Genomic DNA, 24,066 nt, shown 5'->3' with positions numbered 1-24,066 from the left:
GTCAGTCGTATTCGAGGTCGGGCAACGGCGTGGGCGGATCGGGGCTCCGCCACACCACCACGAATCCGTCCCTGGCGCTTTCGACGGCCGTGCTGAGCCGGTCGAGGTCGAAGTCCGGCAGATACCGCAGCCGCGCCAGGAAGCTCGCGTCGGTGGCCGAGCGCGGGACGACGCATCCCTCGCCGTCGCGGTCGAGCAGCACGATGAGGACGTCTCCCGCGCCGTCGGCCGGGGCCTGCCCGCCCACCCTGACCTCGACGACGTCCTCCCAGGCGAGGGCTTCGACGCTGCCGTCGGAGTAGTGGCGGGTCACGCCCTCTTCGGTCACGTAGACATAAGAGTCCGGCACTGCGTTGCCGTGCATGGGCGCGATTGTGACGACTTGGGGCGGCCCCCCGCAAGAGAACGACGGGACACATGGGCGCAGCGTCATCGGCGGGGTCCGGCCCCGGCGATCCGTCGGTGACCAGCGAGTCCTATTCCAGCCCGCAATGATGGGGAATGCGGCACAGTGCCGCTTAGTGTGGGATTCGTTAGAAAGATCCCTGGTAGGGTCGCTTATCGATTGCTAAGGTTTCGCCACTGTTAACGGCATCACCGACGGGCGGGACGCATGGCTGGTCGGAAACGGTCCATTCGCTTCAAACTCTTCGCGATCCTGCTCGTGCCGGTCATCGCACTCGCCGCGATCTGGGGTTTCACCGCGACGATCACTCTGCAGAGCGGGCTGGAACTGCTCCGCATCCAGACCGTCTTCACCAACGTCGTGCAGCCGGTCGGCACCCTGATCGGCCACATCCAGCGGGAGCGCTTCCTCTCGGTCCACTACCTCTCGTCCCCCTCCGGCGTCCACAGCGACCTGGAGTCACAGCGTCGGATGACCGACGCGGCCGCGCAGACACTCGCCCAGCAGGCCGAGAACGCGGCGGACGAGACGCCACCGGCGATGTGGGACCGGGTCCAGGAGCTCATCCGGCAGATCCGCGGCCTTGACGGCCTGCGCGGCAGGATCGACGACCGCGACATCAGCCGCATCAGCGCGATCCAGGACTACAGCGACATCAACGAGATCGCGCTCGAGGCGTACGACCGCCTGATGATCTCCTCCGACCTCGACCTGGTGACCCAGACCAAGTCGCTGATCCTGCTGACCCGCAGCCGTGAGATCGTCAGCCAGGAGTCCGCCCTCGTGACCGGGGCCACGGCCAGCGGGAAGATGTCCCAGGACGACAGGGACGCCTTCTCCGGCATGGTCGGCAAGCGGCGGCTGCTCTACCAGCTCGGCTCCAGCCAGCTCGACGACGAGATCGGCAAGCCGTACCGGGACCTGACCGCCTCGGCGGTGTACGGCGCCTTCGCCAACATGGAGAACGAGATCATCACCCAGGTGCGATCCGGCCGGCCGCTGCCGCCGGACGCGATCTCGTGGCCGACCTCGGCGGAGGCGCTCACGCGGGCCATGGCCGTCAACGACGCCGCCGGAAGCAAGGTGATCTCCAACCGTTCGGTGCCGCTCGCGGAGGGTGTGCTGTGGCGCATCGGGCTCACCGGCCTGCTGGGCCTCGCCGCGGTGCTCGGCACCGCGTTCATCTCCGTGAGGTTCGCCCGGAAACTCACCGGGGAGCTGGTCGGGTTGCACGACTCGGCGCGCGAGCTCGCCGATCACCGGCTGCCCGCCGTCGTCGAACGCCTGCGACAGGGTGAGGACGTGGACGTGGCGGCGGAGGCGCCGCCTGTGGTCACGGCGAGCCAGACCGTCGAGATCGAGACGCTCGGCGAGGCGTTCGGCTCGGTCAGGCACACGGCCGTGGAGGCCGCGGTGCGCCAGGCCGAGTTGCGCCGTGGGGTCAACAAGGTCTTCCTCAACCTCGCCCGGCGCAGCCAGTCGCTGCTCCAGCGGCAGCTCACCATGCTCGACGGCCTGGAGCGCGAGGTCACCGACCCGGACGTGCTGGACAAGCTCTTCGGCGTCGACCACCTGACCACCCGCATGCGCCGCCACGCGGAGGGTCTGATCATCCTGTCCGGCGCCGCGCCCGCGCGGGGCTGGCGCGACCCCGTCCGGCTCTACGACGTGGTGCGGGCCGCCACCGAGGAGGTCGAGGACTACCTGCGGGTCGACATCGCGCTGCCGCACAGCCCCTCGGTGGCCGGCTCCGCGGTGACGGACCTCATCCACCTGGTCGCGGAGCTGGTCGAGAACGCCACGATCTTCTCCCCGCCGCAGACCCGGGTGCAGGTCCGGGGCGAGGTCGTCGCGCGGGGCTTCGCCCTGGAGATCGAGGACCGTGGCCTCGGCATCGCCCCCGAGGAGCTCGATCACCTGAACGAGCGGCTCGCGAACCCGCCGGAGTTCAACCTCGCCGACAGCGACCGGCTCGGCCTGTTCGTCGTCGGGCTGCTGGCCCGGCGCCAGGACATCCGCGTCTCCCTCCGGACCTCCCCGTACGGCGGGACCAGCGCGGTCGTTCTCCTGCCTACGGAGCTCATGGCCGTGAACCGGCCCGCGGACCCCACGGCGGAGCGGATCATGCCGCCCGCGCCCGACCCCGCGCCCGCCCTCGCCCTGACTCCGCCCAGCCGGTCCGGCACCGCCGGGCCGGACTCCGGGTCGTCCCTGCCCCGGCGCGTACGGCAGGCGAACCTCGCCCCCCAGCTGCGCGAGGAGCCCCGGAACGACGGGGACGGGGACGACCGGCCCCCCACCGATCCGGGTCGCGACGACGAACGGCCGGATCTGTTCTCCTCATTCCAGTCGGGATGGCGACGCGCCCAGGAGGAGTCGTGACAGAAGAGGACTTCGGGCCGCTCCTGCGTCCCTACACGCTCACCAGGGGCAGGACCAGGCCGACCGGGCCCGACTTCGACCTGATGACCATCATCAGGACGGCCCCCGCCGCGTACGAGATCACGTCGCCGCTGCCGCCGGAGCACCTGCAGATCCTCCAACTGTGCAGGTCTCCGGCCTCGGTGGCTGATCTCGCCTCCGATCTGGGCGTGTCGCTCAACGTCGTCCGCATCCTGCTGAGCGATCTGCGTGACCAGGGTCTGATCACCGCACGGCCGCCCGCGACCGTCGCCCAGCTGCCCGAGGAGCGCATCCTCCGCGAGGTGATCCAGGGCCTTCAGGCGCTCTGACGGGCCGTCAGGCGCTCGCAGCGGCCGGGAGGGGCCACCTCAGGCGCCGCCCTCGACCAGCGCGCCCACGAGCCGCCGTACGGGGGCGGTCAGCTCGTCCGCGTAGCGGTCGAGCAGCGCGGCGAGCCGGGCCGCGTCGGCCGTCTCGACCAGGGGAAGGTCGAGGCCCGTCTCCCCCGAGACGGCGCCGTCCGCCCCGTCGAGCGTCAGCTCGCCGCTGACGCGGAAGGTCCCGTCCGCGACTGCGACCCGGACCTCCAGCACCACATCGTGACCGGGGAGCTCCAGCTCCGCGCCGAGCCGTACGGCGGGCCCGGCCAGATCGGCGATGGGCGTGGCGCGGACATGCGGGAAGAACTCCCGGGAGACGGCCCGGCCCGCCTCGCTGAACCGCGCCGCCGTGCGCAGCAGAGCCGTCAGGAGGTCGGCGGCGCCCTGACTGTTGGCGTCCACCCCCGCAGGCTAGATCATCCATGACGCGATGCCGACGGAAACGGGAGGTTTCGCGGCTCATCTCCCGCATTCACAGGTTCCGATCCGAGTCTCCCGCCACGTCACCTGTCCAGGTTCACCGGAAGGCGAAACACTCGACCTCGGCCCGGCGCCTGGTCAGCCCGCCGGCGACCGACTGGGTGACGCACTCCTCCTCGACCGGGCTGAGCGGGAGCGGCCCGCAGACGGTGACGCCGGAGTAGGTGCGGCAGTCGAGGAGCGGGTTGCGCGCGCCGATCCGATATCTCGCCCGGACCGCGTCCCGGCAGTCGTGGCGGGCCTGGCGCGTGTCGGCGTAGCGGCACTGTTTCAGGAGGATGGCGAACTGGTCTCCGCTGACCTCCTGCCGCACGCCCTCCCCTCCCTTGGCCTGCTCGCCCCGTTCCCCGGGGTCGCCCTGGCCCACGGTGGGGCTCTCGGCCGGCCGGCGGTCGGCCCGCGGCTGGGCTCGGTGCTGGTGGCCCGTTCCGGCGGCGACCGTGCCGAGCATGGTCAGCGCGGCGAGCGCGGCAACAGCGACGATCTTCCTCATGGCCATCCCCCCCGGTGTAAGTACCCATCCGGAGAAGCCGTGATGTTCGCGCGGACGGCACGGCTCGCAAAACCCTCACCGATCCCATGTTTCTCAGTTGTCCCGCCGGCGATAGCCGAGCAGGGCGACGGCGATCAGACCGATGGTCCAGGCGCTGACCAGCAGCGCACCCCGCGCCGGTGCGACCGCGCCCCCGTCGACGGAAGACCACATGGCGGATCCGGCGCTGTCCGGGAGATATCTCGCCGCGGATGCCTGGGCGCGCAGGAGAGGTCCGGCGATGAAGAGATACCCCAGCACGGCGACGACCGCCGGGAGAGTCTGACGCACCAGGGCGCCGACGGCCACGCCGATCAACGTCCAGAGCGCGAGATACGCGGCCGCCCCGCTCAACGTCCTCACGACGTGACCCGCGGTCGTGGGCGCGGCGGTGCCGCCGAGCGCGCCGGCCGCGAGCACGACTCCGGACGCGGCCGTGATCGCCGCCGCGGGAAGCGCGACGATCGCCACCGCCAGGTGCTTGGCGGCGAACTGGAGGGAGCGGCGCGGCATCGCGGTCAGCGTGGTGCGGATCTGCCCGCCCTCATACTCGGAGCAGGCGGCCAGAACGCCCAGGACGACGAAACCGGCCTGCACGTAGGCGATCGACGTCAGTCCGACGTCCGGAGCACTCCTGGGGCCGGTCGGGCCGTGGCGGGCGGCGTTCGTGAACGCGATCGCGAGGATCGGATTCGCCGCGAGAGTGCCTCCGAGCGTGAGCCAGGTCGCCGGTAGAGAGACGAGTTTCGACAGTTCGGCCGCGAGCGCCCGGGCCGCCTCCCGGCCATGGGAGCGGGTCACCGGCGGGGTCACCGCGGTCACGCGTCCCTCCGCGTGAACGCGACGGCCGCGACCGTGAGCAGCGCCGTCGTCCAGGCGGTCATCACCAGACCGCCGGTGAGCGGGCTGATCTCGACGGTGCCGCCGGCGAACGTCCGGACGAACATGTGGGCCCCGGCCAAGTCGGGCAGGTAGTTAGCCAGCGGCGTGATCTTGGTCAGCAGGTAGGTGACGCTGACGACCGAGGTGTTCGCGATGAGCACCGCGAGCGGAACGACCCCGTGGCGGGTGAGCACGGTGATCGCGAAGGCGAGCAGCGCGGCGCACACCCAGTAGCAGACGACACCGGCCAGCCGGGGGACATCGTCCGTTCCCAGTGGTGGGGCGTGCTCGCCGAGCACCACCCGGACGGCGCTCATGGTGGCCGCCCCCGCGACGATCGCGAGCGACGCGCCGGCGATCGCGACAGCGGATGCCTTCGCCAGCAGGAACCGGAGCCGCGAGGGGACGGCGGTCAGGCTGGTGGTGATCTGACGCCCGCCGCCGGACTCCGCGCTCTCGGTGACGTATTCACTGCTGATGGCGACGACGCCGAGGATGATCACTCCGACCACGCCGAAAGCCAGCTCCTGGTAGCCGAGGTCGGCCCCGGCGGTCGCCCTGGCGCCGCGCGTGATCGCGCCACGGGCGGCGGAGGCGTTGATCGCGGCGATCCCGCTCGGCACGAGCACCCCGGCCGCCGTAGCGATCCACACCGACGGCAGCGAGACGAGCTTCGCGACCTCGGCCGCGAGCGCCCTCACGGTGCGCCACCGGTGGTGAGGGCGAAGAAGGCGTCCTCAAGGGTGCCGTGTGAACCGGTGACCTCTTCGAGGGTGCCGTCCGCCACGACCCTGCCCTCCTTGATGATCACGACGTCGTCGACCGTTTCCGCCAGCTCTCCCATCAGGTGGCTGGAGAGCAGCACGGTTCGGCCGGACGCGGCGCGTTCGCGAAGGAAGGTCCTGATCCATCGGATGCCGTCCGGGTCCAGCCCGTTCACCGGCTCGTCCAGGATCAGGATCTCCGGGTCTCCGAGGAGCGCCGTCGCCAGCGCGAGACGGCGGCCCATGCCCAGTGAGTAACCGCCGATCCGCTTCGACGCGGCGTTCGTGAGTCCGACGACCTCAAGCACCTCGTCGACGCGCCTACGCGGCAGTCCCGCGGAGCGGGCCACCCACCGCAGGTGCGCCCGGCCCGTCCGGGCCCGATGCGCCCCGGAGCCGTCCAGCATGGCCCCGACCGTGGCGAGCGGGTCAGGAAGCCGTGCGAACGGGACAGAACCGATGAGCGCCGTGCCGGAGGTCGCCCGATCAAGGCCCAGCAGTATGCGCAGCGTGGAGCTCTTGCCCGCCCCGTTGGGGCCGAGGAACCCGGTCACTCTTCCAGGGCGGGCCTGAAAGCTGATGCCGGACAGGATCTCTCTGGAGCCTCGCCGCTTGACGAGGTCGTCGATCGTAATCACGGTCACATCTGAGCTCGGGGCACGATCTCCGGTCATCGGGCTCAAGGCGGGACCGGTCGCGGCGGCTCGGACCCGGGTCTCTCGGACCCTGGACCGATGTCTCGTTCACGGGCGAGTCCCTAAACTCGGGGGATGGGGGTAGACGAAGCGCTTCCGGATCGCGGGCGGCGAGTCTGGCCACCGGCCGTCGCCGTTCACGTCGTCCTTCTGCTCGTCCTTCTGGCGATAGGCGGCGGAGGCACCGCGGCGCTCGTCGTCCCGGTCCTCATCGCCGCCCTGGCGTTCACGGTCACCGTGTGGGCGCTGTTCCGCGCACGCCGCCAGCGGATCGCGTACGAAGCGCGGCTGACGGCGTGGGCCGGGGAACGCGCGGCGCAGGCCGAACGACTGCGAATCGCCCGCGAGTTGCACGACATCGTCTCCCACGGCCTCGGCCTGATCACCGTTCGGGCCAGCACGGCACGTTATCCCGGCGCGGAAGACGACGGCTCCGCGGCGCTGTCGGATATCGAGCGCATCGGGCGGCAGACCACGACGGAGCTACGCCGCATGCTCAACGTGCTGCGGGACTCGACTGATCTGGCCGCGCCGCTGCGGCCCGCGGAATCGCTGCACGACCTGCCGGCCATCATCGACGATGCCGAGAGGGCGGGCCCGACCGTGACTCTCCGGCTCGGCGACGTCGACGACATCAGCTCCGGGGCACAACTCGCGGTCTGCTCCGTCGTACGTGAGGCCCTCACGAACACCGCTCGGCACGCCGGGCCCACCAGCGCGAACGTGCACATCCGCCGCGACGGCGACTGGATCGTCACGAGCGTCCGGGACGAGGGCCCCGTCGACGGATGGACCCCTCATCCGGGAGCCGGACATGGGATCGAGGGCCTCAGGGAACGCATCACCGCGATCGGCGGGACCTTTCACGCCGGGCACGCCGAACACGGATTCCGCGTCACGGCCCGCATTCCCGAGGCACGAACGTCATGAACGACCCCCGAACCCGGATTCGCGTCGTCATCGCCGACGACCAGCCGTTGCTGCGCCACAGCCTCGCCGCCGTCATCAACGCCAACCCTGACATGACCGTCGTCGGCGAGGCGGGCACCGGCCACGAGGCGATCAGGCTCAGCGCCGAACTGCGGCCCGACGTCGTGCTCATGGACATCCGGATGCCGGGCACCGATGGGATCACCGCGACCCGCCACATCACCGCGGACGCGGCCACCGAATCCGTGAAGGTCATCGTTCTCACGATGTTCGAGCTCGACGAGTATGTCCGCGCCGCCCTCCAGGCGGGCGCCAGCGGATTCCTCCTCAAGGACTCCCACCCCGACAGGCTCCTCGACGCGATCCGCCGGACCCATCACGGCGAATCGCTGTTCGCCCCCAGGGTTCTCACCCGCCTCATCGAGGTCTATCTCGCCCAGCCCACAGGCGCGAAGCCCGCGAGCCTGGACGCTCTCACCAAACGGGAGACCGAGGTCCTCACCCTGGTCGGTCGCGGGCTCTCCAACGACGAAATCGCGTCGAGACTCGTAATCTCGATCAAGACCGTCAAGACGCACATCGGCAGCCTGCTGAGCAAACTGCAGGCACGCGACCGCGCGCACCTCGTCATCGCGGCCTACGAGAGCGACCTCGTCCAGCCGGCGCGCTGAATCCGCCCGCCCCCGAATATCCGGCCGGAACCTCGCGCCGGGGTGATCTTGGGCCGCCGCAGCCGTTAAGCTGCGGCCGTCAGCACGACCCCTCAACGGGAGGCACGACCCGTGACGGACCAGCCCGCCTCTCCCCCGTCTCTCGACACCGACTCGGCGCACTCCGCGCGGGTGTGGAACTACCTCCTCGAAGGCAAGGACAACTTCGCCGCCGACCGCGAGGCGGGCGACATGATCCTGCAGATGTTTCCGGGGATCGCCCGGGTCGCCCGGACACAGCGCCGGTTCCTGACCAGAGCGGTGCGGTTCCTCGCGGCCGAGGCGGGCATCCGCCAGTTCCTCGACATCGGCACCGGCCTGCCGACGGCCGACAACACCCACGAGGTCGCCCAGCGGCTCGCCCCCGAGTCGCGGGTGGTGTACGTCGACAACGACCCGCTCGTGCTCGTGCACGCCCAGGCCCTGCTCACCAGCACGCCGGAGGGCCGGACCGACTACATCGAGGCCGACGTGCGCGACCCGGAGAAGATCCTGGACGGCGCCCGGCGGACCCTCGACTTCGACCGTCCGATCGCGCTGATGATGCTGGGCATCCTCGGGCAGATCCCCGACTCCGACGAGCCGGGCACGATCGTGAGCCGCCTGCTCACGGCCCTGCCGCCGGGCAGCTACCTGGCGCTGAGCGACGGCACGGACACCGACGAGAGCCTCCGCGAGGCCATCGCCGTCTACAACGCCAACTCGGCGAGCTCCTATCACCTGCGCTCGGCCGAGCAGATCGCGTCCTTCTTCGAGGGGCTCGAACTGGTCGAGCCCGGCGTGGTGCCCAGCGGGCGGTGGCGGCCGGACGTCTCCGGGTCTGCCGAGAACGTGTACGCGGTCTGCGGCGTGGGCCGCAAGCCGTGACGGAGCTCCGGCCCCCGGTCAGGATGGCCGGACGCGGTCGAGGACGTGCCGCAGCGCGTCCTCAAGGGCGGCGGGCGCGGCCGGTCCGCGTGACCGCCAGGCGATGACGCCGTCCGGCCGGACGAGCGTCGCGCCGGTCTCCGTGACGCCGTACGCGGACAGGAACCGGCCGTCGACGTCGATCAGGCCGTCGCCGATCACGTGGAGGTCGAGGCCGACGCCCAGCGCCCGCCCGGCCCGCTCGACGGTGCCGGCCCAGGCCGCCGAGGTCGTGAGCAGCGCGAAGCCCGGCCCGAACAGGTCGCGGGGGGACATGGGCGTTCCGGCCCGCGACAGCCGTACGTGCGGGGCCCGGGACCCCGGCAGTCCCGACGGGGCGGCCGGGTCCTCGAACAGCGGGCCGGGCCGGTCGCCGGTCTGTTCGGGGACGAACGCGCCAGCGGGACAGACGTAGCCGAACAGCCCGGCCATCGGGTCGATGATCTCCGCCTCGGTGCCGTCGCGCAGGTGCGGGGCCTGCCGCTCGACCAGGTTGGCGTACTGCTGCTCGGCGAGCGCGTCGGCGAACGGCCGCCGCTCCGCGTCATGGCTGTCCAGCAGGCCGGGGCCGGCCGTGCCCGACAGCACCGCGGCCAGCTTCCAGGCGAGGTGGTAGCCGTCGAGGACGGCCGTGTTCCCGCCCTGGCCGCCCGTCGGCGGCATCAGGTGCGCGGCGTCGCCGGCCAGCAGGACCCGTCCGGACCTGAAGGTGTCGGCGACCCGCGTGATGTGGTCGCCCGACGACGTCCAGGCCGCGTCGACGACTCTGACGTCCAGGCCGGGCAGGCCCGTCGCGATTCGGATCACCTCCGCCAGCCGTCCCCGGCCGGGCTCCTCGTCCTGGGGGAAGCCGACGGCGATGACGTAGCGTCCGGGGTGATCGGTGGTGACTACGGTCGCGAACCCGCTCGGCAGCGCGGGGTTGCGCAGGTAGAAGAGCCCGAACGCGGCTCCGTCGAGCGCCACGTCGAGGTCGGCCTCGAACTGGGCGAACATCGTCCGGCCCTGACCACGGGAACGCTGGCCGTGCACCCCGACGCCGGCGGCGTCCCTGATCCCGCCCTTGTGACCGTCGGCGGCGACGAGATAGCCGGCGGTCAGCGTGGTCCGCCGGCCCGTCGTCACGTCGCGGAGCACGGCGACGACCCGCTCGCCGTCCTGGCGGAACGACTCCAGCTCGGTGGAGAATCTGATGTCGGCGCCCACCTCCACCGCCCGCTCGGCCATGATCCGCTCCGCCCGCTCCTGGCTGGCGTGGGCCATCGGCATCGGCGAGAACGCCGAGAAGTCGGGCATGCCCTGGACGAAGTCCTTCATGACCGGGCCGGACACCGTCTCCGCTATGACGATGATCATCTCTTCGCGGCCGGGCGGGGCCGCCCCCCTGAACCGTTCCGCGACGCCCGCGCTCGCGAGCGCCTCCATGGTCGCCGGCATCTGCCCGCGCGCCTTCGGCTGGACGGACAGGCCGGGGTGGCGCTCCACGACCACCGAGGCCACCCCGTGGACCCCGAGGAACATCGCCGTCGAAAGCCCCGCGAGGCCCGCTCCCACGACCAGGACCGGTGTCGTCGCTTCCGTCATCTCTCGCACCCTCCATGATATGTTCGACAGGTCGGAAGTTTCGAAGCATCGAACTAATTCGAGATAGTACGCGTTTGAGGAGCCATGTCAACGGAGCGAAGGGACGAGTTGCTGCGGGCGCTGTCGGAGGAGATGCGGGACAACTCCAGCCGGGCGGTCATCATGCACCAGGCGATCGCCGAACACTTCGGGCTCGGGCCCACCGACCTGAAGTGCCTCGACATCGCCCGGCACGAGCCCGAGCCGACCGCCGGGCGGCTCGCCGAACTGACCGGCATGAGCACCTCGGCGATCACCGCCGTCCTCGACCGGCTCGAACGCAACGGATTCGTGGAGCGCCATCGTGACTCCGCCGACCGCCGCAGGGTGCTCGTACGGTCGACCGGACGCCACGAGAGGGCGCTGGCCGAGATCTTCGAGCGGGTCGGGGCCGCCTTCTCCGAGGTCCTCGACGACTACGCCGACGACCAGCTCGAACTCCTCGTGGACTTCGTCCGCCGGCTCAACGCCAAGGCGCGCGACTTCGCTCCGGCCCTGGCCCGCGACCTCGACGACCGCCCCGCGTCACCCGATCGCGCTGGCGAAACGTAGGGGCCGGGCCGCGGCTACGACAGGAAGGCCGCCCGCGCGCCCGCGGCCCGCACCGCGGCGGAGAGCGTGTCGATGTCGTACGCGCCGTGGTGACGCCGCCCGTTGATGAAGAACGTGGGCGTGCCCGACACCCCGCTCAGGTCGGCGGAGTTGATGTCCTCGGCGATGCGGGCGGCGCCGATGTGGGTGTCGAGGTCCTGCCGGAACCGCCCGACGTCCAGCCCCAGGTCCTCCGCGTACGCCAGCAGGTGGGGCACCATCAGTTCGCCCTGGTGGTCGAGGAGGGTGTCGTGCATCTCCCAGAACGCCCCCTGCTCCGCCGCCGCCTCCGACGCCTCGGCGGCGAGCTGCGCCGACGGGTGGACGTCGTGCAGCGGGAGGTGCCGCCAGACGTACCTGATCTCGCTGAAGCCGGCCAGCAGTTCCCGCACGACGGGCTCGGCCTGACCGCAGTAGGGGCACTCGAAGTCGCCGTACTCCACGATGGTGACCGGCGCCTCCTGCGGACCGCGCAGGTGATCGCGCTCGGGCTCGACCGGTACGGCGAGGTCGATGATGCTCTCGGCGGTGCCCAGCAGGGCGCGCGCCTTGACCTTGGGCGGCAGCATGGCCGTGACCCGGCCCACGATCCAGGTCAGAAGCGAGGCGCACAGCGCCGCGGCGAGGATGCCGAACTTGGCCTCCTCCAGCTGGGAGCCGGTGAAGGCGAGCGTGGCGATCAGCAGGGAGACGGTGAACCCGATGCCGGCGATCGTGCCGCCGCCGGTCACGGCGGCCCAGCCCACGGGCGGCCGCACCCGGCCGCCGCTGAACCGGGTCACCAGCCAGCTCGACCCGACGATGCCGATCGGCTTGCCCAGCACGTAAGCGATCATGATGCCGAGCGTGATTGGCGAGGTGAACGCCCGGCCGAGGAACTCCCCGTTGATGGGGATGCCGGCGTTCGACAGGGCGAACAGCGGCACGATGAGGTAGCTGGTCCAGGGGTGATAGAGCTGCAGGAGCCGGTGGTTGGGCGAGATCGCCTTGGCCACCCCGGCGCTGGCCGACCGGGCGAGCTGGGCCGTCGGCTGCTCGCGGAACAGCCGGAACAGGTCCGAGGCCCGCTCCAGGGCGTCCCGCGACGCCGGCGAGGCGTAGGTCAGCAGGCCGAAGGCCAGGCCGACCACGACGGGCTCGACTCCGGAGAGGAGCAGCGCCACCCAGGCCGCCACGCCGAACACCACGTAGACGAGGCCGTGGCGCACCCCGGCCCGCTTGACCACCACCATGGCGGCGAAGACGACGATCGCGACAAGCAGCGCCGGAGGGTTGAAGTGCTCGCTGTAGAAGACGGCGATCACGCCCAGCGCCACCAGGTCGTCCACGACGGTGACGGTCAGCATGTACGTGTGGGCGCGGGCCGGGAAGCGGGCGGCGACGAGCGCGAGCATGCCGAGGGCGAAGGCCGTGTCGGTCGACATGGCGGCGCCCCAGCCGTGGATCGAGGGCCGGCCGGCGTTGACCAGCAGATAGATCACGATGGGCACGAGCATGCCGGCGACTCCGGCCACGACGGGCAGCAGCAGCCTGCGGCGGTCGCGCAACTCCCCCATGTCGAACTCGCGCCGCGCCTCCATCCCCACCACGAGGAAGAAGAACGTCATCAGACCGCTGTTGACCCAGTGGCGCAGATCCAGGGAGACGCCGCGGTCGCCGAGACTGATCGACAGCCGCGTGTCCCACAGCCGCTCGTACGAGTGGAGATCGATGTTGGCCCAGGCGATGGCGGCCAGGGTGGCCGCGAGCAGGATGGCGGCGCTGCCGGTCTCGGTGCGGAGAAACTCACGCAACGGCGTCTCGAAGCGTCGCACCCCCGTGGTCGTTCCGGCGAACACCGTCGTGGGCTCCCGTGATTCGGTCACTTCTCCCCTGACATCGCTTCCCGTCTCGGCATTCCCGGGTGGGCCGCTCACCTCGGATGATCGTCGGCACGCGGCTCTTCCCGATCCAGCATCGCAGGCGGGACCGGCATGGGCCAGTCGATCAGGTCCCGTTCGCCACGTCCCCGCGGGCGGCGGCGGCCACCTCGGCCCGGTCACCCGTACCGACCGGAAAGGCGGCCTCTGACCGAAAACCGGTGTCTCGCGACCAGCCGCCTACGGCACCATGGGCCGGTGATGGAGGATGATTCGAGGGATGATTCGCGCCGACCACGTCCCCTGTGGCGCGACCGCGACTTCACGGTCTTCTGGTCGGCGCAGACCCTCTCGGTGGCGGGTGACGCGTTCGCCCTCATCGCCGTGCCACTGCTCGTCCTGCATGTCACCGGGTCGGTCGCGCAGATGGGCCTGCTCACCGGCCTGGCGAGCGCCGCGTCCGTGGGCGCGGGCGTCTTCGCCGGCCTGATCGTCGACCGGCTCGACCGGCGGACCGTGATGATCTGCTGCGACCTGGCCAGGATGGTCCTGTACGGGCTGGTGCCCGTCGCCTGGCACTTCGGCCCGCGGATCTGGCTGCTGTACGTGGTGCTGCCGGTGTGCGAGGCCGTCGGCATGGTATTCCAGGTCGCGTACGTCACGGCGGTGCCGGGACTGGTGGACGGCGACCGCATCACGGAGGCCAACGGCCGGCTGTCGGCCACGGCGGCCATGACTCAGGTCGCCGGTCCGCCGCTGGCCGGCGTGGTCGCCGGCTGGTGGGGCCCGACGGCCGCGATCTCCGTCAACGCGGCGAGTTTCGCGGTCTCCGCAGCGGGTCTGTGCCTGATCAGGTTCAGGCGGGCCTCCGGCGCGCGGCCGGAGCCCGGGACGGCCTGGCGGGAACTGCTGGCCGGAGCCCGGTTCCTGTGGCGGCAGCCGGTGCTGCGCGCCCTGACCGTGCTGCTGTCGTTCTTCATCTTCCTCACGCTCGGGATGACCGACGTGCTGATTTATCACGTCAAACACGACCTCGGCCGGCCCGACGGCTCCGTCGGGCTGATCCTGGGGGTCGCGGCCGTCGGCACGGTCGCCGGGTCGCTGCTCGTGGCTCCCCTGCGGCGCGGCGCGGGGTTCGGCACGTCGTGGATGGCCGCGATCGCGGTGAGCGGGACGGCCGTCGCCGCGATAGGCGCGACCGACTCCTTCCCGATCGTCGCCGTCGCCGCGGCCGTCTACATGGCCTGCGTCACCGTGGCCGGCATCTCGTCGATGTCGCTACGCCAGCAGGTCACTCCCGATCATCTGCTTGGCCGGGTGACCTCGGCCTTCTGGACGATCCACTACTCGCTCGGCCCCGCCGGCGCCGCCGTGCTCACCTGGGGCGCCCAGCGGTACGGCGTGCTGCCGGTCAGCCTGCTGGCCGGCGTGTGCTGCCTGCTCATCACGCTCGTCGCGTTCTTCACGCCGATCCGGCAGCCGCACCCCGAGCTCGCCGCCGAGTGAGTGCCCTCACGAAGAGGGTCCGGTCAGGCGGCGTTCACCCCGGGTGGTGATCACGAACACCTGCCAGTTGTAGTAGGCGTAGTAGTTCCGGACGTCCTGCCTCATCTGGCGTGCGTGCAGCAGCACCGCGTCGACGTACGCCTGCGAGTGGTTGTAGGCGTACAGCGCCCTGCGGTAGTCGCGCGGCGCGCCCGACGCCCGCAGGTAGTTGGCCGCGGCGAGCAGCGCGTCCCTGGTGTCGTCGATGTCCCCGCCCATGCCGTACGCCTTCCAGGTGCCGGGCATGAACTGCATCGGACCCCGGGCCCCCGTGTAGCTCGGCGATCTGACCCGGCCGAACTTGGTCTCGACGAACATCACGGCCGCCAGCACCTGCCAGTCGACGCCGAACCGGCGCTCGGCCCGGCGGATGTCGGCGAGCAGGACGTCGGCGGGCTCGGCCGTGGCGATCTTGATCTTCACCGGGACGCCGACGGGATGGGCGAGGGAGAGCAGGCCGCGCACGGCCGTCACGTTGTCGCGGGCCCGCCCGGCCAGCGGCTTGGGCAGCCGGTCGAAGGTGCGTGACGCGACCTTGGGGTTGCGGGCCAGGTAGCGGTAGACGCGCTGCTCGTACAGGGCGGCCAGCACCACCGGCTCGGGGGCGGGCTCGTTCTTGTCGGTCCAGCCGTCGATCGCGCTCCGGAGCAGCCCCTCCGTGTTCACGAGGGCGTCGGCCAGCCGCGCCGGGTCCGTGGGGACGGCGGCGCCCGCGGCCGGGGCGGACTCAGCCGTGGGTGTGGCCCCGGGTGCGGCCGGCCGGGCTCGCCCCGAGACGGCCGGAGGAGCAGACGAAGAAGAAGCGAGCGGCGCGGCGGGCGGCGGGGTGATCGCACCCCGCGCGTCGCCGCAGCCCGCGGAGAACACGCCCATAGCGGTGAGCGCGGCGGCGAGCCTCCGCCCGCGTCGTCGACGGCGTCCCGCCCCGGTGGCCCCGAGCACCGGCATGGCCCGCGTCAGGCCGCGGTGAAGAGGAGGGAGACGTTCTGCCCGCCGAACCCGAACGAGTTGCACAGCGCCGCCCGGACGTCACCCTTCCGGGGCTCGCCGGAGACCACGTCGAGCTCGACCTCCGGGGCCTTCTCCTCCAGGTTGAGCGTGTGCGGGATGAGGCCGTTCCGGATCGACAGGATCGTGATGATCGACTCGACCGCGCCGGCCGCGCCGACCAGGTGGCCGATGCTCGACTTCGGCGCGGTGAGCACCACGTCGCCGCCGAGGGCCCGGGCGATCGCGGTGGCCTCGCCGACGTCGCCGACCACGGTCGACGTCGCGTGACAGTTGACGTGGTCGACGTCGCCGGGCTGAAGCCCCGCCGTCGAGACCGCCGTGAGCATGGCCCGCATCTGACCGGCGCCGGACGGGTCGGGCCCGGTGATGTGGTAGCCGTCGGACGTCACCCCGTATCCCGCCAGGCGCGCGAGCGGACGCGCGCCCCGCGCGGCCGCGAAGTCGGCGCGCTCCAGGACGACGACTCCCGCGCCCTCGCCGAGCACGAAGCCGTCGCGGCTCACGTCGAACGGGCGGGAGGCGCGCTCCGGCTCGTCGTTGCGCTTCGAGAGCGTGCGCGCCTGGCCGAACGCGGCGACGGTCAGCGGCGTGATGGCGGCCTCCGCGCCGCCCGCGACGACGACGTCGGCCTCACCGGCCCGGATGAGCCGGGCGGCCAGAGCGAGGGCCTCGGCTCCCGACGCGCACGCGGAGACCGGCGTGTAGACGCCCGCGCGCGCGCCGAACTCCAGGCTGACCCAGGCGGCGGGCCCGTTCGGCATCAGCATGGGAACGGCCAGGGGCGAGACCTTGGCCGGCCCTCTCTCCTCCAGCAGGTCGTCCTGGCCGAGCAGCGTGCCGACGCCGCCGACGCCCGTGCCGACGACCGCGGCCAGGCGTGTCGGCTCGACCTCGGGACGGCCGGCCTCGGCCCACGCCTGCTGGGCGGCGACCAGGGCGGCCTGCTGGCAGCGGTCCATCCGCCGGGCCTGCACCCGGGAGAGCACCTGGTCGGGGGAGACGGCCATGGTGGCGCCGATCTTCGTCGGCAGCGCGGCGGCGTGGGGGTAGGGCTCCATCAGGTCGTCGATCCGGCGGACGCCCGACCGCCCCGCGAGCAGGCCCTCCCAGAGCGATTCGACGTCGCCACCGAGCGGCGTGGTCGCGCCCATTCCGGTGATCACGACGTCGTGTGTGCTCATGCTGGTCTCCACTGGTGAGGCGTCGAACTGGGCTTGCTGCGGCATAGTTGTATCCCATACAAATATCGGGTGTCCACCGCCGAGCCGCCCCGCAGCCGCGGCCGGCGCACCCGCGCGCAGCTCCTCGACCGGGCCGTGGCGCTCTTCGCCGAGCGCGGGTTCGGCGCCGTCAGCGTGGCCGAGATCGCCGCGGCGGCCGGCGCCCACCCCAATCAGGTCACCTACTACTTCGGGTCGAAGGACGCGTTGTTCGTCCAGGCGGCGTTCCTGATGCTGCTGCGCGACGCGGAACGGCTGGAACCGGTGGGCCGCCGCCAGCGCACGCCCGCGACGTTCCGGGCAGCCCTGGCGCGAGCCGCGCTCGCCCTGCCCGCGGTGCCCGTGGCCGTCCAGGCGATGGCCCTCGCCCGCTACCGCACGGAGCTGCAGCCGCTCGCCCAGCAGAACCTCACGCTGCTGTTCCGCCAGGCCGAGCGGTATCTCACCGCGGTGCTCGACCGCCACGACTGGGTCATCGACCGGCCCGCGGACGTCGAGGCGCGCACCTTCTGGAGCGCCGTCCTGGGCGCCCGGCTGATCTCGGAGTCCGGTTTCGGCGGCCGATCCGCCGACGTCGATCTCGCCGGGGTGCTCACCGTCAGGACGCGGCCGGTGCGGGAAGGCCGGACGCCAGCTCCTCAAGCAGGCCGTGAGCCGTCGGGCGCCAGCCGAAGAGCCGCCCGGCCCGGGACGAGTCCAGCGGCGCCGAACGGGTGAGCACCCCGGCCATCGGGCCCATGGCCGCCACCGCCTGCTCGAACGTGAGCGACACGGCCCGGGCGCCCGTGAGCTCGGCCGCGGCCTCGGCGATCTCCCGCATCGGCGTGGTACGGCCGGAGGCCGCGTTGACGACGGCTCCGGCCACCGGGCGCTCCAGCATCGCCACATACAGCGCGGCGAGGTCGTCGATGTGCACGGACGACCACGCGTTGGCGCCCTCCCCGATGTAGGGGACGGTGCCGGTGCTCCGTCCGTTGTCGACGAACGACCGCAGGAGACCCGACCGCTCCCGGCCGTACACCAGGGACGCCCGGACCACCATGCCCGCCAGCCGGTCCGCCTCAAGCACCCGCCGCTCGCCGAGGATCTTGAAGGGCTGCGGCGACGACTCGGGGGCGACGGGGTGATCCTCGTCCACGGTGACGCCCCCCGTGTCGGGATAGACGAGCCCGGTGCTGGTGTAGATGAACGCGCCCCCGTCGTTCAGCCCGCCCAGCATCGCCTCCAGAGCGTCGCGCTCGACGTCCCCCATCCGGGGATCGCCGTAGTCGACGGCGGTGTGGACCACGGCCTCGGCCACGGCGGCGCCGGCCCGCAGCGCGTCGAGGTCGAGGAGGCCGCCGGGCACGGCCACCGCGCCCAGCCCCTCGACGCGCTCGCGGGCCTGATCGGAGCGGGCCAGGGCGGCCACCTCGTGGCCCGCTCGGACGAGGTGCTCGGCGACGACACCGCCGACGTAGCCACTCGCCCCGGTGATGAAGATTCGCATGACTGTTCCTTCCATCAGGTGTGAACGGTGTGATCGGCGGATCCCGGCCGCCTTTCTCACCCTCACGCCCGCCGCCTCCGCGCAACCAGGGACCAAGAGTGCGTGGCTGGCTCCCGGGGCGGCGACGTACGGTCGGAAGCATGGACAAGCACGCACTGGCGGAGTTCCTGCGGCACAAGCGCGAGCAGGTCAATCCCTCCGAGGTGGGGCTGCCGCAGGGGCCACGCCGGCGCACTCCCGGGCTGCGACGCGAGGAGGTCGCCCAGCTCGCCTACATCTCGGTCGACCACTACACGCGGCTGGAGCAGGCCCGCGGCCGGCACCCGTCGCGGCGCGTGCTCGACGGCATCGCCCGGGCGCTGCTCCTGTCGGGCCAGGAACGCGCCCGGCTGTTCCACCTGGCCGGCGAACGGGAGGAGAACGAGTCCGCGGGGCCCGCCCGCGAGGTGCAGCCGAGCACGCTCAACCTGCTCAACCGCCTGACCGACGCCGCCGCGATCGTCGTCGACCAGACCTGCCGGGTGCTCGCCTGGAACCCGCTGGCCGCCGCCCTGTTCGAGGACTTCTCGGCGCTGGAGGGCGAGGAACGCAACGTCATCCGGCGCTACTTCCTGCACCCCGACCCCGAGCGGCGGCACTACGGCATGGGCAGCCCCGACCGTTTCGTCGTCACGGCGGTCAGCTACCTGCGCGTCGCCGCCACCCGCTATCCCCACAGTCCCGAGCTCGCGGGCCTGATCGGCGATCTGCTGGCCGGGAGCGAGGAGTTCGCCCGCCTGTGGAACTCCCACGAGTTCCGGATCGAGCGTCATCTGCGGCAGACCGTACGGCACCCGCGGATGGGGCCGATCGAGCTCGACTTCGACGTGCTGACCGTGCCCGACCAGGAGCAACAGGTGGTCATCTTCACCGCCGAGCCCGGGTCGTCCGCCTACCAGTCCCTCCAGCTCCTGAAGATCATCGGACCCGAGCCCGACCTGGCGCAGCCTTCTGGAAAAGTAGCCCTATAACGGTCAAAGGGCCGATGAAAGTAGCAAGTGGGAGAGACGATGACGAAGATCTGCGTGACCGGGGCCAGCGGCAAGCTCGGCCGCGCCGTCGTACGCGACCTGATCGACAACGGCCATGACGTCGTCGCGACGGACCTCAGGCCCGGACCGGCCGACCTCGGCGCACAGGTGCTGGTCGCCGATCTCACCCAGTACGGCCAGGCGGTCGAGGTGCTCGACGGCGTCGACGTGGTGGTCCACCTGGCCAACATCCCGGCGCCGGGGCTGCGCACCCCCTCCGAGACGTTCAACGCCAACACGACGATGAACTCCAACGTCTTCCTGGCCGCCGCCCAACTGCGGCTCGACCGCGTGGTCTGGGCGTCCAGCGAGACGACGCTTGGGCTGCCCTTCGACGTCCCGCCGCTGTACGCCCCGGTGGACGAGGGCCACTATCCCCACCCGACCTCGACGTACGCGCTGTCCAAGGTGGTGACGGAGACCCTCGCCGAGCACGTCTCCCAGTGGTCGGGCATCCCCTTCGTCGCGCTGCGCTTCTCCAACGTGCTCGGCCCCGAGGACTACCCGGCGTTCCCCGGCTACTGGGACGACGCGCTCCTGCGCAAGTGGAACCTGTGGGGCTACATCGACACCCGCGACGCGGCGGCCGCCTGCCGCCTCGCCCTGGACGCGCCGATCCAGGGCGCGGAGAGCTTCGTCATCGCGGCGGCCGACACCGTGATGAACCGGCCGTCGGCCGACCTGATGAAGGAGGTCTACCCCGAGGTCGAGATCACCCGCGAGCTCGGCGAGTTCGAGACCCTGCTCGCCATCGACCGCGCCCGTGAGGTCCTCGGCTTCGTCCCGCGGCACTCCTGGCGCGACCACGTGTGACCCCTCGCCTCTGACCCCTCGACCTCGCCGTTTCCGGGAGGGCCCGCGCCCTCCCGGAAGAACGGGCCGGGCCCCTCTGGCAAAAAGTGATATCACTTTGCTACTCTCATGCTAGACAGTGAGGAGTAGAGATGACTGACACACAGATCGCCGTTGACATGCCGGCCCCCCAGACCGGCGAGCGGACGGCCCGAGCGGCCTCCGGATGGCCCGTGCTGATACTGGGCCTGCTGATCCTGCTCGCCTCGGTAGCGTTGATCGTTCTGGGCATCAACCGCGCGGCCGGCGGCAGCGCCGGCACGGGAAACGTCCTGATCGTCGTCGGGGCGCTGGTCTTCCTGGGGACCAACATCGCCCTCACCGGGCTCGTCGCGGTCGCCCCCGGCGAGGCGCGCGTGATCCAGCTGCTCGGCCGTTATGTGGGCACGGTCCGCGCTCCCGGCCTGCGGTTCGTGGTTCCCTGCACGCAGAAGCGGCGGGTGTCGACCCGGATCCGCAACCACGAGACGGACGTGGCCAAGGTCAACGACGCCGACGGCAACCCGATCGAGATGGCCGCGGTCGTGGTGTGGCAGGTCGAGGACACGGCGAAGGCCGTCTTCGAGGTCGATGACTTCGTGGAGTTCGTGGCGTTCCAGACGGAGACCGCGGTCCGGCACATCGCCGGCAGCTACCCGTACGACGGGCACGACGACATGATCTCCCTGCGGCAGAACGCGGACGAGATCACCGGCCGCCTCTCGGCGGAGATCCAGGCACGAGTGGCGTCCGCCGGGGTCAAGATCATCGAGTCCCGCATCACCCGTCTGGCGTACGCCCCCGAGATCGCGCAGGCGATGCTGCGCCGCCAGCAGGCCGGAGCGATCGTCGCGGCCCGCCAGCGCATCGTGGACGGCGCGGTCGGCATGGTCGAGGCCGCCCTGGCCAGGCTCGACGAGCACGACGTCATCGAGCTCGACGAGGAGCGCAAGGCCACGATGGTGAGCAATCTGCTCGTCGTCCTGTGCGGTGACCGCGACGTGCAGCCCGTGGTCAACACCGGTTCCCTCTACCGCTGACCGTGGCGACCGAAAGAAAGAGCGTCCTGTTGCGGCTGGACCCCGCGGTGCACGACGCGCTGGCCCGGTGGGCCGGCGACGAGCTGCGCAGCACCAACGCACAGATCGAGTTCCTGCTCCGCAAGGCGCTCTCCGACGCGGGACGGCTTCCCGGAAACGCCGGCCGCATCCCCCGGCGGGGCCGGCCTCCCACGACACAGGACCCGCCCCCATCCGACCCCGAATCCTCCACGACGGCGCCCGACGGCCGGGCGCCGGCCGACGACGACTGAGAGAAGGCGGTCCCGTGGACGTTCCCGGCTCCCTGCCCGCACAGCTCTACCTGCTCGGCTACGACTCCCGTAAGGAACGGGTGGTGACGAACCACCGGTTCCCCTATCTCCTCCGCGCGGCGGCGCTCACGGAACTGCTGTTCAGCGGCCGGATCGCCGACGACGGCGGCAAGGTGCGGGTGGTGAACGACGAGGGGCTCGCCGACCCGGTCCTCGACGGCCTGCTCCACCAGATCGCCCAGTCGCGGCCGAGGCCGTGGAAGCACTGGATCGGCAAGGACGGCCGGGCGACGGTCCGGGCGGTCCGGGACGAGATGGAGACGGACCGGTGGATCCGGGTCGAGCTGCGCCAGCCGTTCCTGATCTTCAACAGGACCCACGTCCGGGTGCGTGACCCGCGCGTCGTCAAGAGGCTCTCCGCGCTGCTCGGCGGCGCCCTCACCGGCCCGATGTCGCGGGTCGGCGAGCGCGAGGCGGCCCTGGTCGCGCTGGCCGCCGCGGGCGAGATCGGGACGGTGCTCCCGAGGGCGAAGCGACGGGCGTACAAGCAGCGCATCGCCGACCTGACCGAACGGAGCGGGCCGACGGCTCCGGCGCTGCGTAAGGTGATCCAGCAGCTTCACGCGGCGTCCGCCGCCGCGTCGAGCGGCGGCGGCTGACCCGCCGGGCCGGAAAACAGGGGACGGCCGGGAACGGGTGATCACGCACCCCGTTCCCGGCCGTCCCGTCCGGCCGCGTCAGGTCAGGGGCTGACGTAGGAGGGCTGGTTGGCGGCCACGATGTGCTGGTGGAAGGTGAAGACCTCCGGGTCCCTGGGGTCGATCTCCGCGCTCACCCAGTGGTTCTGGTCGCTGCCGAAGGTCTGGACGCGGGTGACGTTCTCGATCACCTGGTTCTTCGCGTCCGTGAGCGGCTTGTCGATCGTGAGGAAGTGGCTGTCGCCGTTGACCAGGAGGACCTGGCCCGGGAAGCCGATGGCCAGCTGGGCCAGCTTCTTCTTGGTGTCGGCGAAGTGAGCGGTGGGCTCCGTCCACATGTCGGCCTGCAGCGTGACAACGACGGCCTTCGAGCGGGCGGCCTTCGCGGCGGCGAAGCCCTTGTCCAGCCAGTCCAGGTTGGCCGCGTTTCGGGCGGTGTACTCGGCCTGGTCGCCGTCGATCTGCTTGCCGCTCGTGTCGAACTGCGGCGCGTTGTTGTCGCTGCCCGGAATGTTCAGCCCCAGGTAGGTGACGGCGCCGTACTGCCAGCGGACGTTCTCCGGGTAGGCGGGAGACTGCCGCTGCAGTGTGAGCTGCCGCCGGCCGAACGACCTCGGCGTCGCCGCGAACATCGTGCGGACGAGGGCGAGCCGCTCGTTCGGGTCGTAGGAGCCGTTGTTCGCACGGTCGCAGTCGGTCCACTCGTTGTCGCCGGGGACGTAGACGAGCGGCTGGCGGAACAGGCCGAAGTTCTTCACCGCCAGGTCGTACATCGGCTGGTCGCAGCGCTCGCTGCCGTTCTTGATGTCGCCGTCGAAGACGGTGAACGAGATGCCGCGGTCGGCGTTGATCTCGTCGATCACCCGGGGGAACTGGGTCCGGCCGACGTCTCCGTACGGCATGTCGCCGATCAGGGCGATCTCGTAGACGGAGCGGTTCGGCTCCGGTTCGCCGTGACCCGGCGCCGAGGTGCTGCTGGCGTTGGCGGCGAGCGCCGAGCCGGCCAGTACCAGGGCGCCCATCGCTGCGACGGCCAACGTTCTACGCATTACGGTCCTCCAGGAACGGCATGTGGTAAGCGGAAGAATCCCAGCGCTCCCACATGGCAGGCAGGCGAAGACCGGCGATATTCCTGGTTAACCGATGGCCGCTCCGGCGGTGAATTTTCTCTGAATACGCCTCTCATATGTGAGTGGAAAGGGTCGGGCCGGACGGCGGAGACACGGGCCGCCCGGCACGACCGGCGAAGCGATGATCAGCTGTAGGAGACCGACTGCAGGCTGCAGTTGGTCACCCACGGTCCGGGGTAGACCGGGGCGGTGGAGCAGGCCCAGGCGGCGGTCACGGTGCTCGTCCCCGCGGGGATGTCGACCATGCCGGTCGAGCCGGTGAGGTCCCACTGGTGGCCGATGCTGCACAGGGTGGAGACACCCACGGACGTCGACCCGCTGGGCAGCGTCTGCGTGAAGCCGAACGCGTGCGTCGCGGGGACCGCGTAGAGGCCACTGGGCGACGCGCTCGTGTAGGGAGACCCGCTGACGACCTGCAGGCTGTAGGGATACCAGTCGGAGGTGTCCCCGGAGTAGTTGACGTTGCTGCAGTCGACCGTGCCCTGCACCACGACGGTGGAGGCCGTGGCGGGTTGCGGCACGGCCAGCAGGCCCAGCACGCCGGTGGTGACGAGTGCGGAACCGAGCGCGAGCACCCGCCGGGCTGATTTCACGGTAAA

26 protein-coding genes are annotated in these 24,066 nt (G+C 71.3%); 13 read left to right on the top strand and 13 right to left on the bottom strand.

What is annotated here, in order from left to right:
- Position 1 precedes the first annotated feature (1 nt).
- Complete coding sequence (locus tag JOL79_RS21580; RefSeq protein ID WP_210157690.1) at positions 2 to 364, bottom strand: hypothetical protein; 363 nt, start codon at positions 362 to 364, stop codon at positions 2 to 4.
- 249 nt (positions 365 to 613) lie between these two features.
- Here JOL79_RS21580 and JOL79_RS21575 point away from each other — a divergent pair, with 249 nt between their 5' ends.
- On the top strand, positions 614 to 2,788 hold the full coding sequence (locus tag JOL79_RS21575; protein ID WP_210157689.1) for a sensor histidine kinase: 2,175 nt from the start codon (positions 614 to 616) through the stop codon (positions 2,786 to 2,788).
- Positions 2,785 to 3,138, top strand: a complete 354-nt coding sequence (locus JOL79_RS21570; protein ID WP_307848655.1) for a DUF742 domain-containing protein — start codon at positions 2,785 to 2,787, stop codon at positions 3,136 to 3,138. Before JOL79_RS21575 ends, JOL79_RS21570 begins: the two co-directional genes overlap by 4 nt.
- Before the next feature lie 39 nt (positions 3,139 to 3,177).
- On the opposite strand, the gene JOL79_RS21565 is transcribed toward JOL79_RS21570, so the two are convergent.
- The 5 genes from JOL79_RS21565 to JOL79_RS21545 form a co-directional block, all read right to left on the bottom strand.
- Positions 3,178 to 3,591, bottom strand: a complete 414-nt coding sequence (locus JOL79_RS21565; RefSeq protein ID WP_210157687.1) for a hypothetical protein — start codon at positions 3,589 to 3,591, stop codon at positions 3,178 to 3,180.
- Between the two features lie 115 nt (positions 3,592 to 3,706).
- A complete protein-coding gene (locus JOL79_RS21560) occupies positions 3,707 to 4,162 on the bottom strand; it encodes a hypothetical protein (RefSeq protein WP_230985204.1) in 456 nt (151 codons plus the stop codon).
- A gap of 93 nt (positions 4,163 to 4,255) precedes the next feature.
- Positions 4,256 to 5,023, bottom strand: a complete 768-nt coding sequence (locus JOL79_RS21555; protein ID WP_210157686.1) for a hypothetical protein — start codon at positions 5,021 to 5,023, stop codon at positions 4,256 to 4,258.
- Positions 5,020 to 5,784, bottom strand: a complete 765-nt coding sequence (locus JOL79_RS21550; RefSeq protein ID WP_210157685.1) for an ABC transporter permease — start codon at positions 5,782 to 5,784, stop codon at positions 5,020 to 5,022. Before JOL79_RS21550 ends, JOL79_RS21555 begins: the two co-directional genes overlap by 4 nt.
- Positions 5,781 to 6,485 carry an ABC transporter ATP-binding protein gene (locus tag JOL79_RS21545; RefSeq protein WP_210157684.1) on the bottom strand — a complete coding sequence of 235 codons (705 nt, stop codon included), beginning with the start codon at positions 6,483 to 6,485 and terminating at the stop codon, positions 5,781 to 5,783. The genes JOL79_RS21550 and JOL79_RS21545 overlap by 4 nt, the downstream gene beginning before the upstream one ends.
- Before the next feature lie 132 nt (positions 6,486 to 6,617).
- Here JOL79_RS21545 and JOL79_RS21540 point away from each other — a divergent pair, with 132 nt between their 5' ends.
- The 3 genes from JOL79_RS21540 (at position 6,618) to JOL79_RS21530 (ending at position 9,049) form a co-directional block, all read left to right on the top strand.
- Complete coding sequence (locus JOL79_RS21540) at positions 6,618 to 7,472, top strand: sensor histidine kinase (RefSeq protein ID WP_210157683.1); 855 nt, start codon at positions 6,618 to 6,620, stop codon at positions 7,470 to 7,472.
- Positions 7,469 to 8,143, top strand: coding sequence for a response regulator (locus JOL79_RS21535; protein WP_210157682.1), 675 nt, complete (start codon positions 7,469 to 7,471; stop codon positions 8,141 to 8,143). The genes JOL79_RS21540 and JOL79_RS21535 overlap by 4 nt, the downstream gene beginning before the upstream one ends.
- A 111-nt stretch (positions 8,144 to 8,254) precedes the next feature.
- Positions 8,255 to 9,049: an SAM-dependent methyltransferase gene (locus JOL79_RS21530; protein WP_210157681.1), complete on the top strand. Its 795-nt coding sequence runs from the start codon at positions 8,255 to 8,257 to the stop codon at positions 9,047 to 9,049.
- Between the two features lie 18 nt (positions 9,050 to 9,067).
- On the opposite strand, the gene JOL79_RS21525 is transcribed toward JOL79_RS21530, so the two are convergent.
- Entirely contained in the window at positions 9,068 to 10,672 is a 1,605-nt protein-coding gene (locus tag JOL79_RS21525) for an FAD-dependent monooxygenase (protein ID WP_210157680.1), read from the bottom strand.
- Positions 10,673 to 10,756: 84 nt separating this feature from the next.
- On the opposite strand from JOL79_RS21525, the gene JOL79_RS21520 reads away from it, so the two are divergent.
- The gene (locus JOL79_RS21520) at positions 10,757 to 11,263 is read left to right on the top strand and encodes a MarR family winged helix-turn-helix transcriptional regulator (protein WP_210157679.1); all 507 of its coding nucleotides are present in this window, start codon (positions 10,757 to 10,759) and stop codon (positions 11,261 to 11,263) included.
- Between the two features lie 14 nt (positions 11,264 to 11,277).
- On the opposite strand, the gene nhaA is transcribed toward JOL79_RS21520, so the two are convergent.
- Positions 11,278 to 13,167, bottom strand: a complete 1,890-nt coding sequence (gene nhaA, locus JOL79_RS21515; RefSeq protein ID WP_210157678.1) for a Na+/H+ antiporter NhaA — start codon at positions 13,165 to 13,167, stop codon at positions 11,278 to 11,280.
- 255 nt (positions 13,168 to 13,422) lie between these two features.
- Between nhaA and JOL79_RS21510 the strand changes: the two genes are divergently transcribed.
- Positions 13,423 to 14,667, top strand: a complete 1,245-nt coding sequence (locus JOL79_RS21510) for an MFS transporter (protein WP_230985225.1) — start codon at positions 13,423 to 13,425, stop codon at positions 14,665 to 14,667.
- A gap of 6 nt (positions 14,668 to 14,673) precedes the next feature.
- Here JOL79_RS21510 and JOL79_RS21505 read toward each other — a convergent pair whose 3' ends face one another.
- Both JOL79_RS21505 and JOL79_RS21500 read right to left on the bottom strand, forming a co-directional pair.
- A complete protein-coding gene (locus JOL79_RS21505; protein WP_210157676.1) occupies positions 14,674 to 15,654 on the bottom strand; it encodes a lytic transglycosylase domain-containing protein in 981 nt (326 codons plus the stop codon).
- An 8-nt stretch (positions 15,655 to 15,662) separates the two neighbouring features.
- Entirely contained in the window at positions 15,663 to 16,898 is a 1,236-nt protein-coding gene (locus JOL79_RS21500; protein WP_210157675.1) for a beta-ketoacyl-[acyl-carrier-protein] synthase family protein, read from the bottom strand.
- A 69-nt stretch (positions 16,899 to 16,967) separates the two neighbouring features.
- Here JOL79_RS21500 and JOL79_RS21495 point away from each other — a divergent pair, with 69 nt between their 5' ends.
- On the top strand, positions 16,968 to 17,654 hold the full coding sequence (locus JOL79_RS21495) for a TetR/AcrR family transcriptional regulator C-terminal domain-containing protein (RefSeq protein WP_210157674.1): 687 nt from the start codon (positions 16,968 to 16,970) through the stop codon (positions 17,652 to 17,654).
- On the opposite strand, the gene JOL79_RS21490 is transcribed toward JOL79_RS21495, so the two are convergent.
- Positions 17,536 to 18,426: an NAD-dependent epimerase/dehydratase family protein gene (locus tag JOL79_RS21490; protein ID WP_210157673.1), complete on the bottom strand. Its 891-nt coding sequence runs from the start codon at positions 18,424 to 18,426 to the stop codon at positions 17,536 to 17,538. The two genes, JOL79_RS21495 and JOL79_RS21490, sit on opposite strands and share 119 nt — an antisense overlap.
- A 140-nt stretch (positions 18,427 to 18,566) precedes the next feature.
- Between JOL79_RS21490 and JOL79_RS21485 the strand changes: the two genes are divergently transcribed.
- From JOL79_RS21485 to JOL79_RS21465, 5 genes are all read left to right on the top strand, one after another.
- On the top strand, positions 18,567 to 19,436 hold the full coding sequence (locus tag JOL79_RS21485; RefSeq protein WP_210157672.1) for a helix-turn-helix transcriptional regulator: 870 nt from the start codon (positions 18,567 to 18,569) through the stop codon (positions 19,434 to 19,436).
- Positions 19,437 to 19,475: 39 nt separating this feature from the next.
- Entirely contained in the window at positions 19,476 to 20,309 is an 834-nt protein-coding gene (locus JOL79_RS21480; RefSeq protein ID WP_210157671.1) for an NAD-dependent epimerase/dehydratase family protein, read from the top strand.
- A 131-nt stretch (positions 20,310 to 20,440) separates the two neighbouring features.
- Entirely contained in the window at positions 20,441 to 21,367 is a 927-nt protein-coding gene (locus JOL79_RS21475) for an SPFH domain-containing protein (RefSeq protein ID WP_210157670.1), read from the top strand.
- Between the two features lie 2 nt (positions 21,368 to 21,369).
- Entirely contained in the window at positions 21,370 to 21,639 is a 270-nt protein-coding gene (locus JOL79_RS21470) for a type II toxin-antitoxin system antitoxin (RefSeq protein ID WP_210157669.1), read from the top strand.
- Positions 21,640 to 21,653: 14 nt separating this feature from the next.
- Entirely contained in the window at positions 21,654 to 22,298 is a 645-nt protein-coding gene (locus JOL79_RS21465) for a GOLPH3/VPS74 family protein (RefSeq protein ID WP_210157668.1), read from the top strand.
- 83 nt (positions 22,299 to 22,381) lie between these two features.
- On the opposite strand, the gene JOL79_RS21460 is transcribed toward JOL79_RS21465, so the two are convergent.
- Together JOL79_RS21460 and JOL79_RS21455 are read right to left on the bottom strand one after the other, a co-directional pair.
- The gene (locus tag JOL79_RS21460) at positions 22,382 to 23,386 is read right to left on the bottom strand and encodes a hypothetical protein (RefSeq protein ID WP_210157667.1); all 1,005 of its coding nucleotides are present in this window, start codon (positions 23,384 to 23,386) and stop codon (positions 22,382 to 22,384) included.
- Positions 23,387 to 23,592: 206 nt separating this feature from the next.
- Positions 23,593 to 24,060: a hypothetical protein gene (locus JOL79_RS21455; protein ID WP_210157666.1), complete on the bottom strand. Its 468-nt coding sequence runs from the start codon at positions 24,058 to 24,060 to the stop codon at positions 23,593 to 23,595.
- Positions 24,061 to 24,066 lie beyond the last annotated feature (6 nt).

Source organism: Microbispora oryzae, assembly GCF_017896165.1.
GTDB lineage: Bacteria > Actinomycetota > Actinomycetes > Streptosporangiales > Streptosporangiaceae > Microbispora > Microbispora oryzae.
Note: the sequence above shows the minus strand (reverse complement) of the source record. Positions and strands in the feature narration are given on the sequence as shown.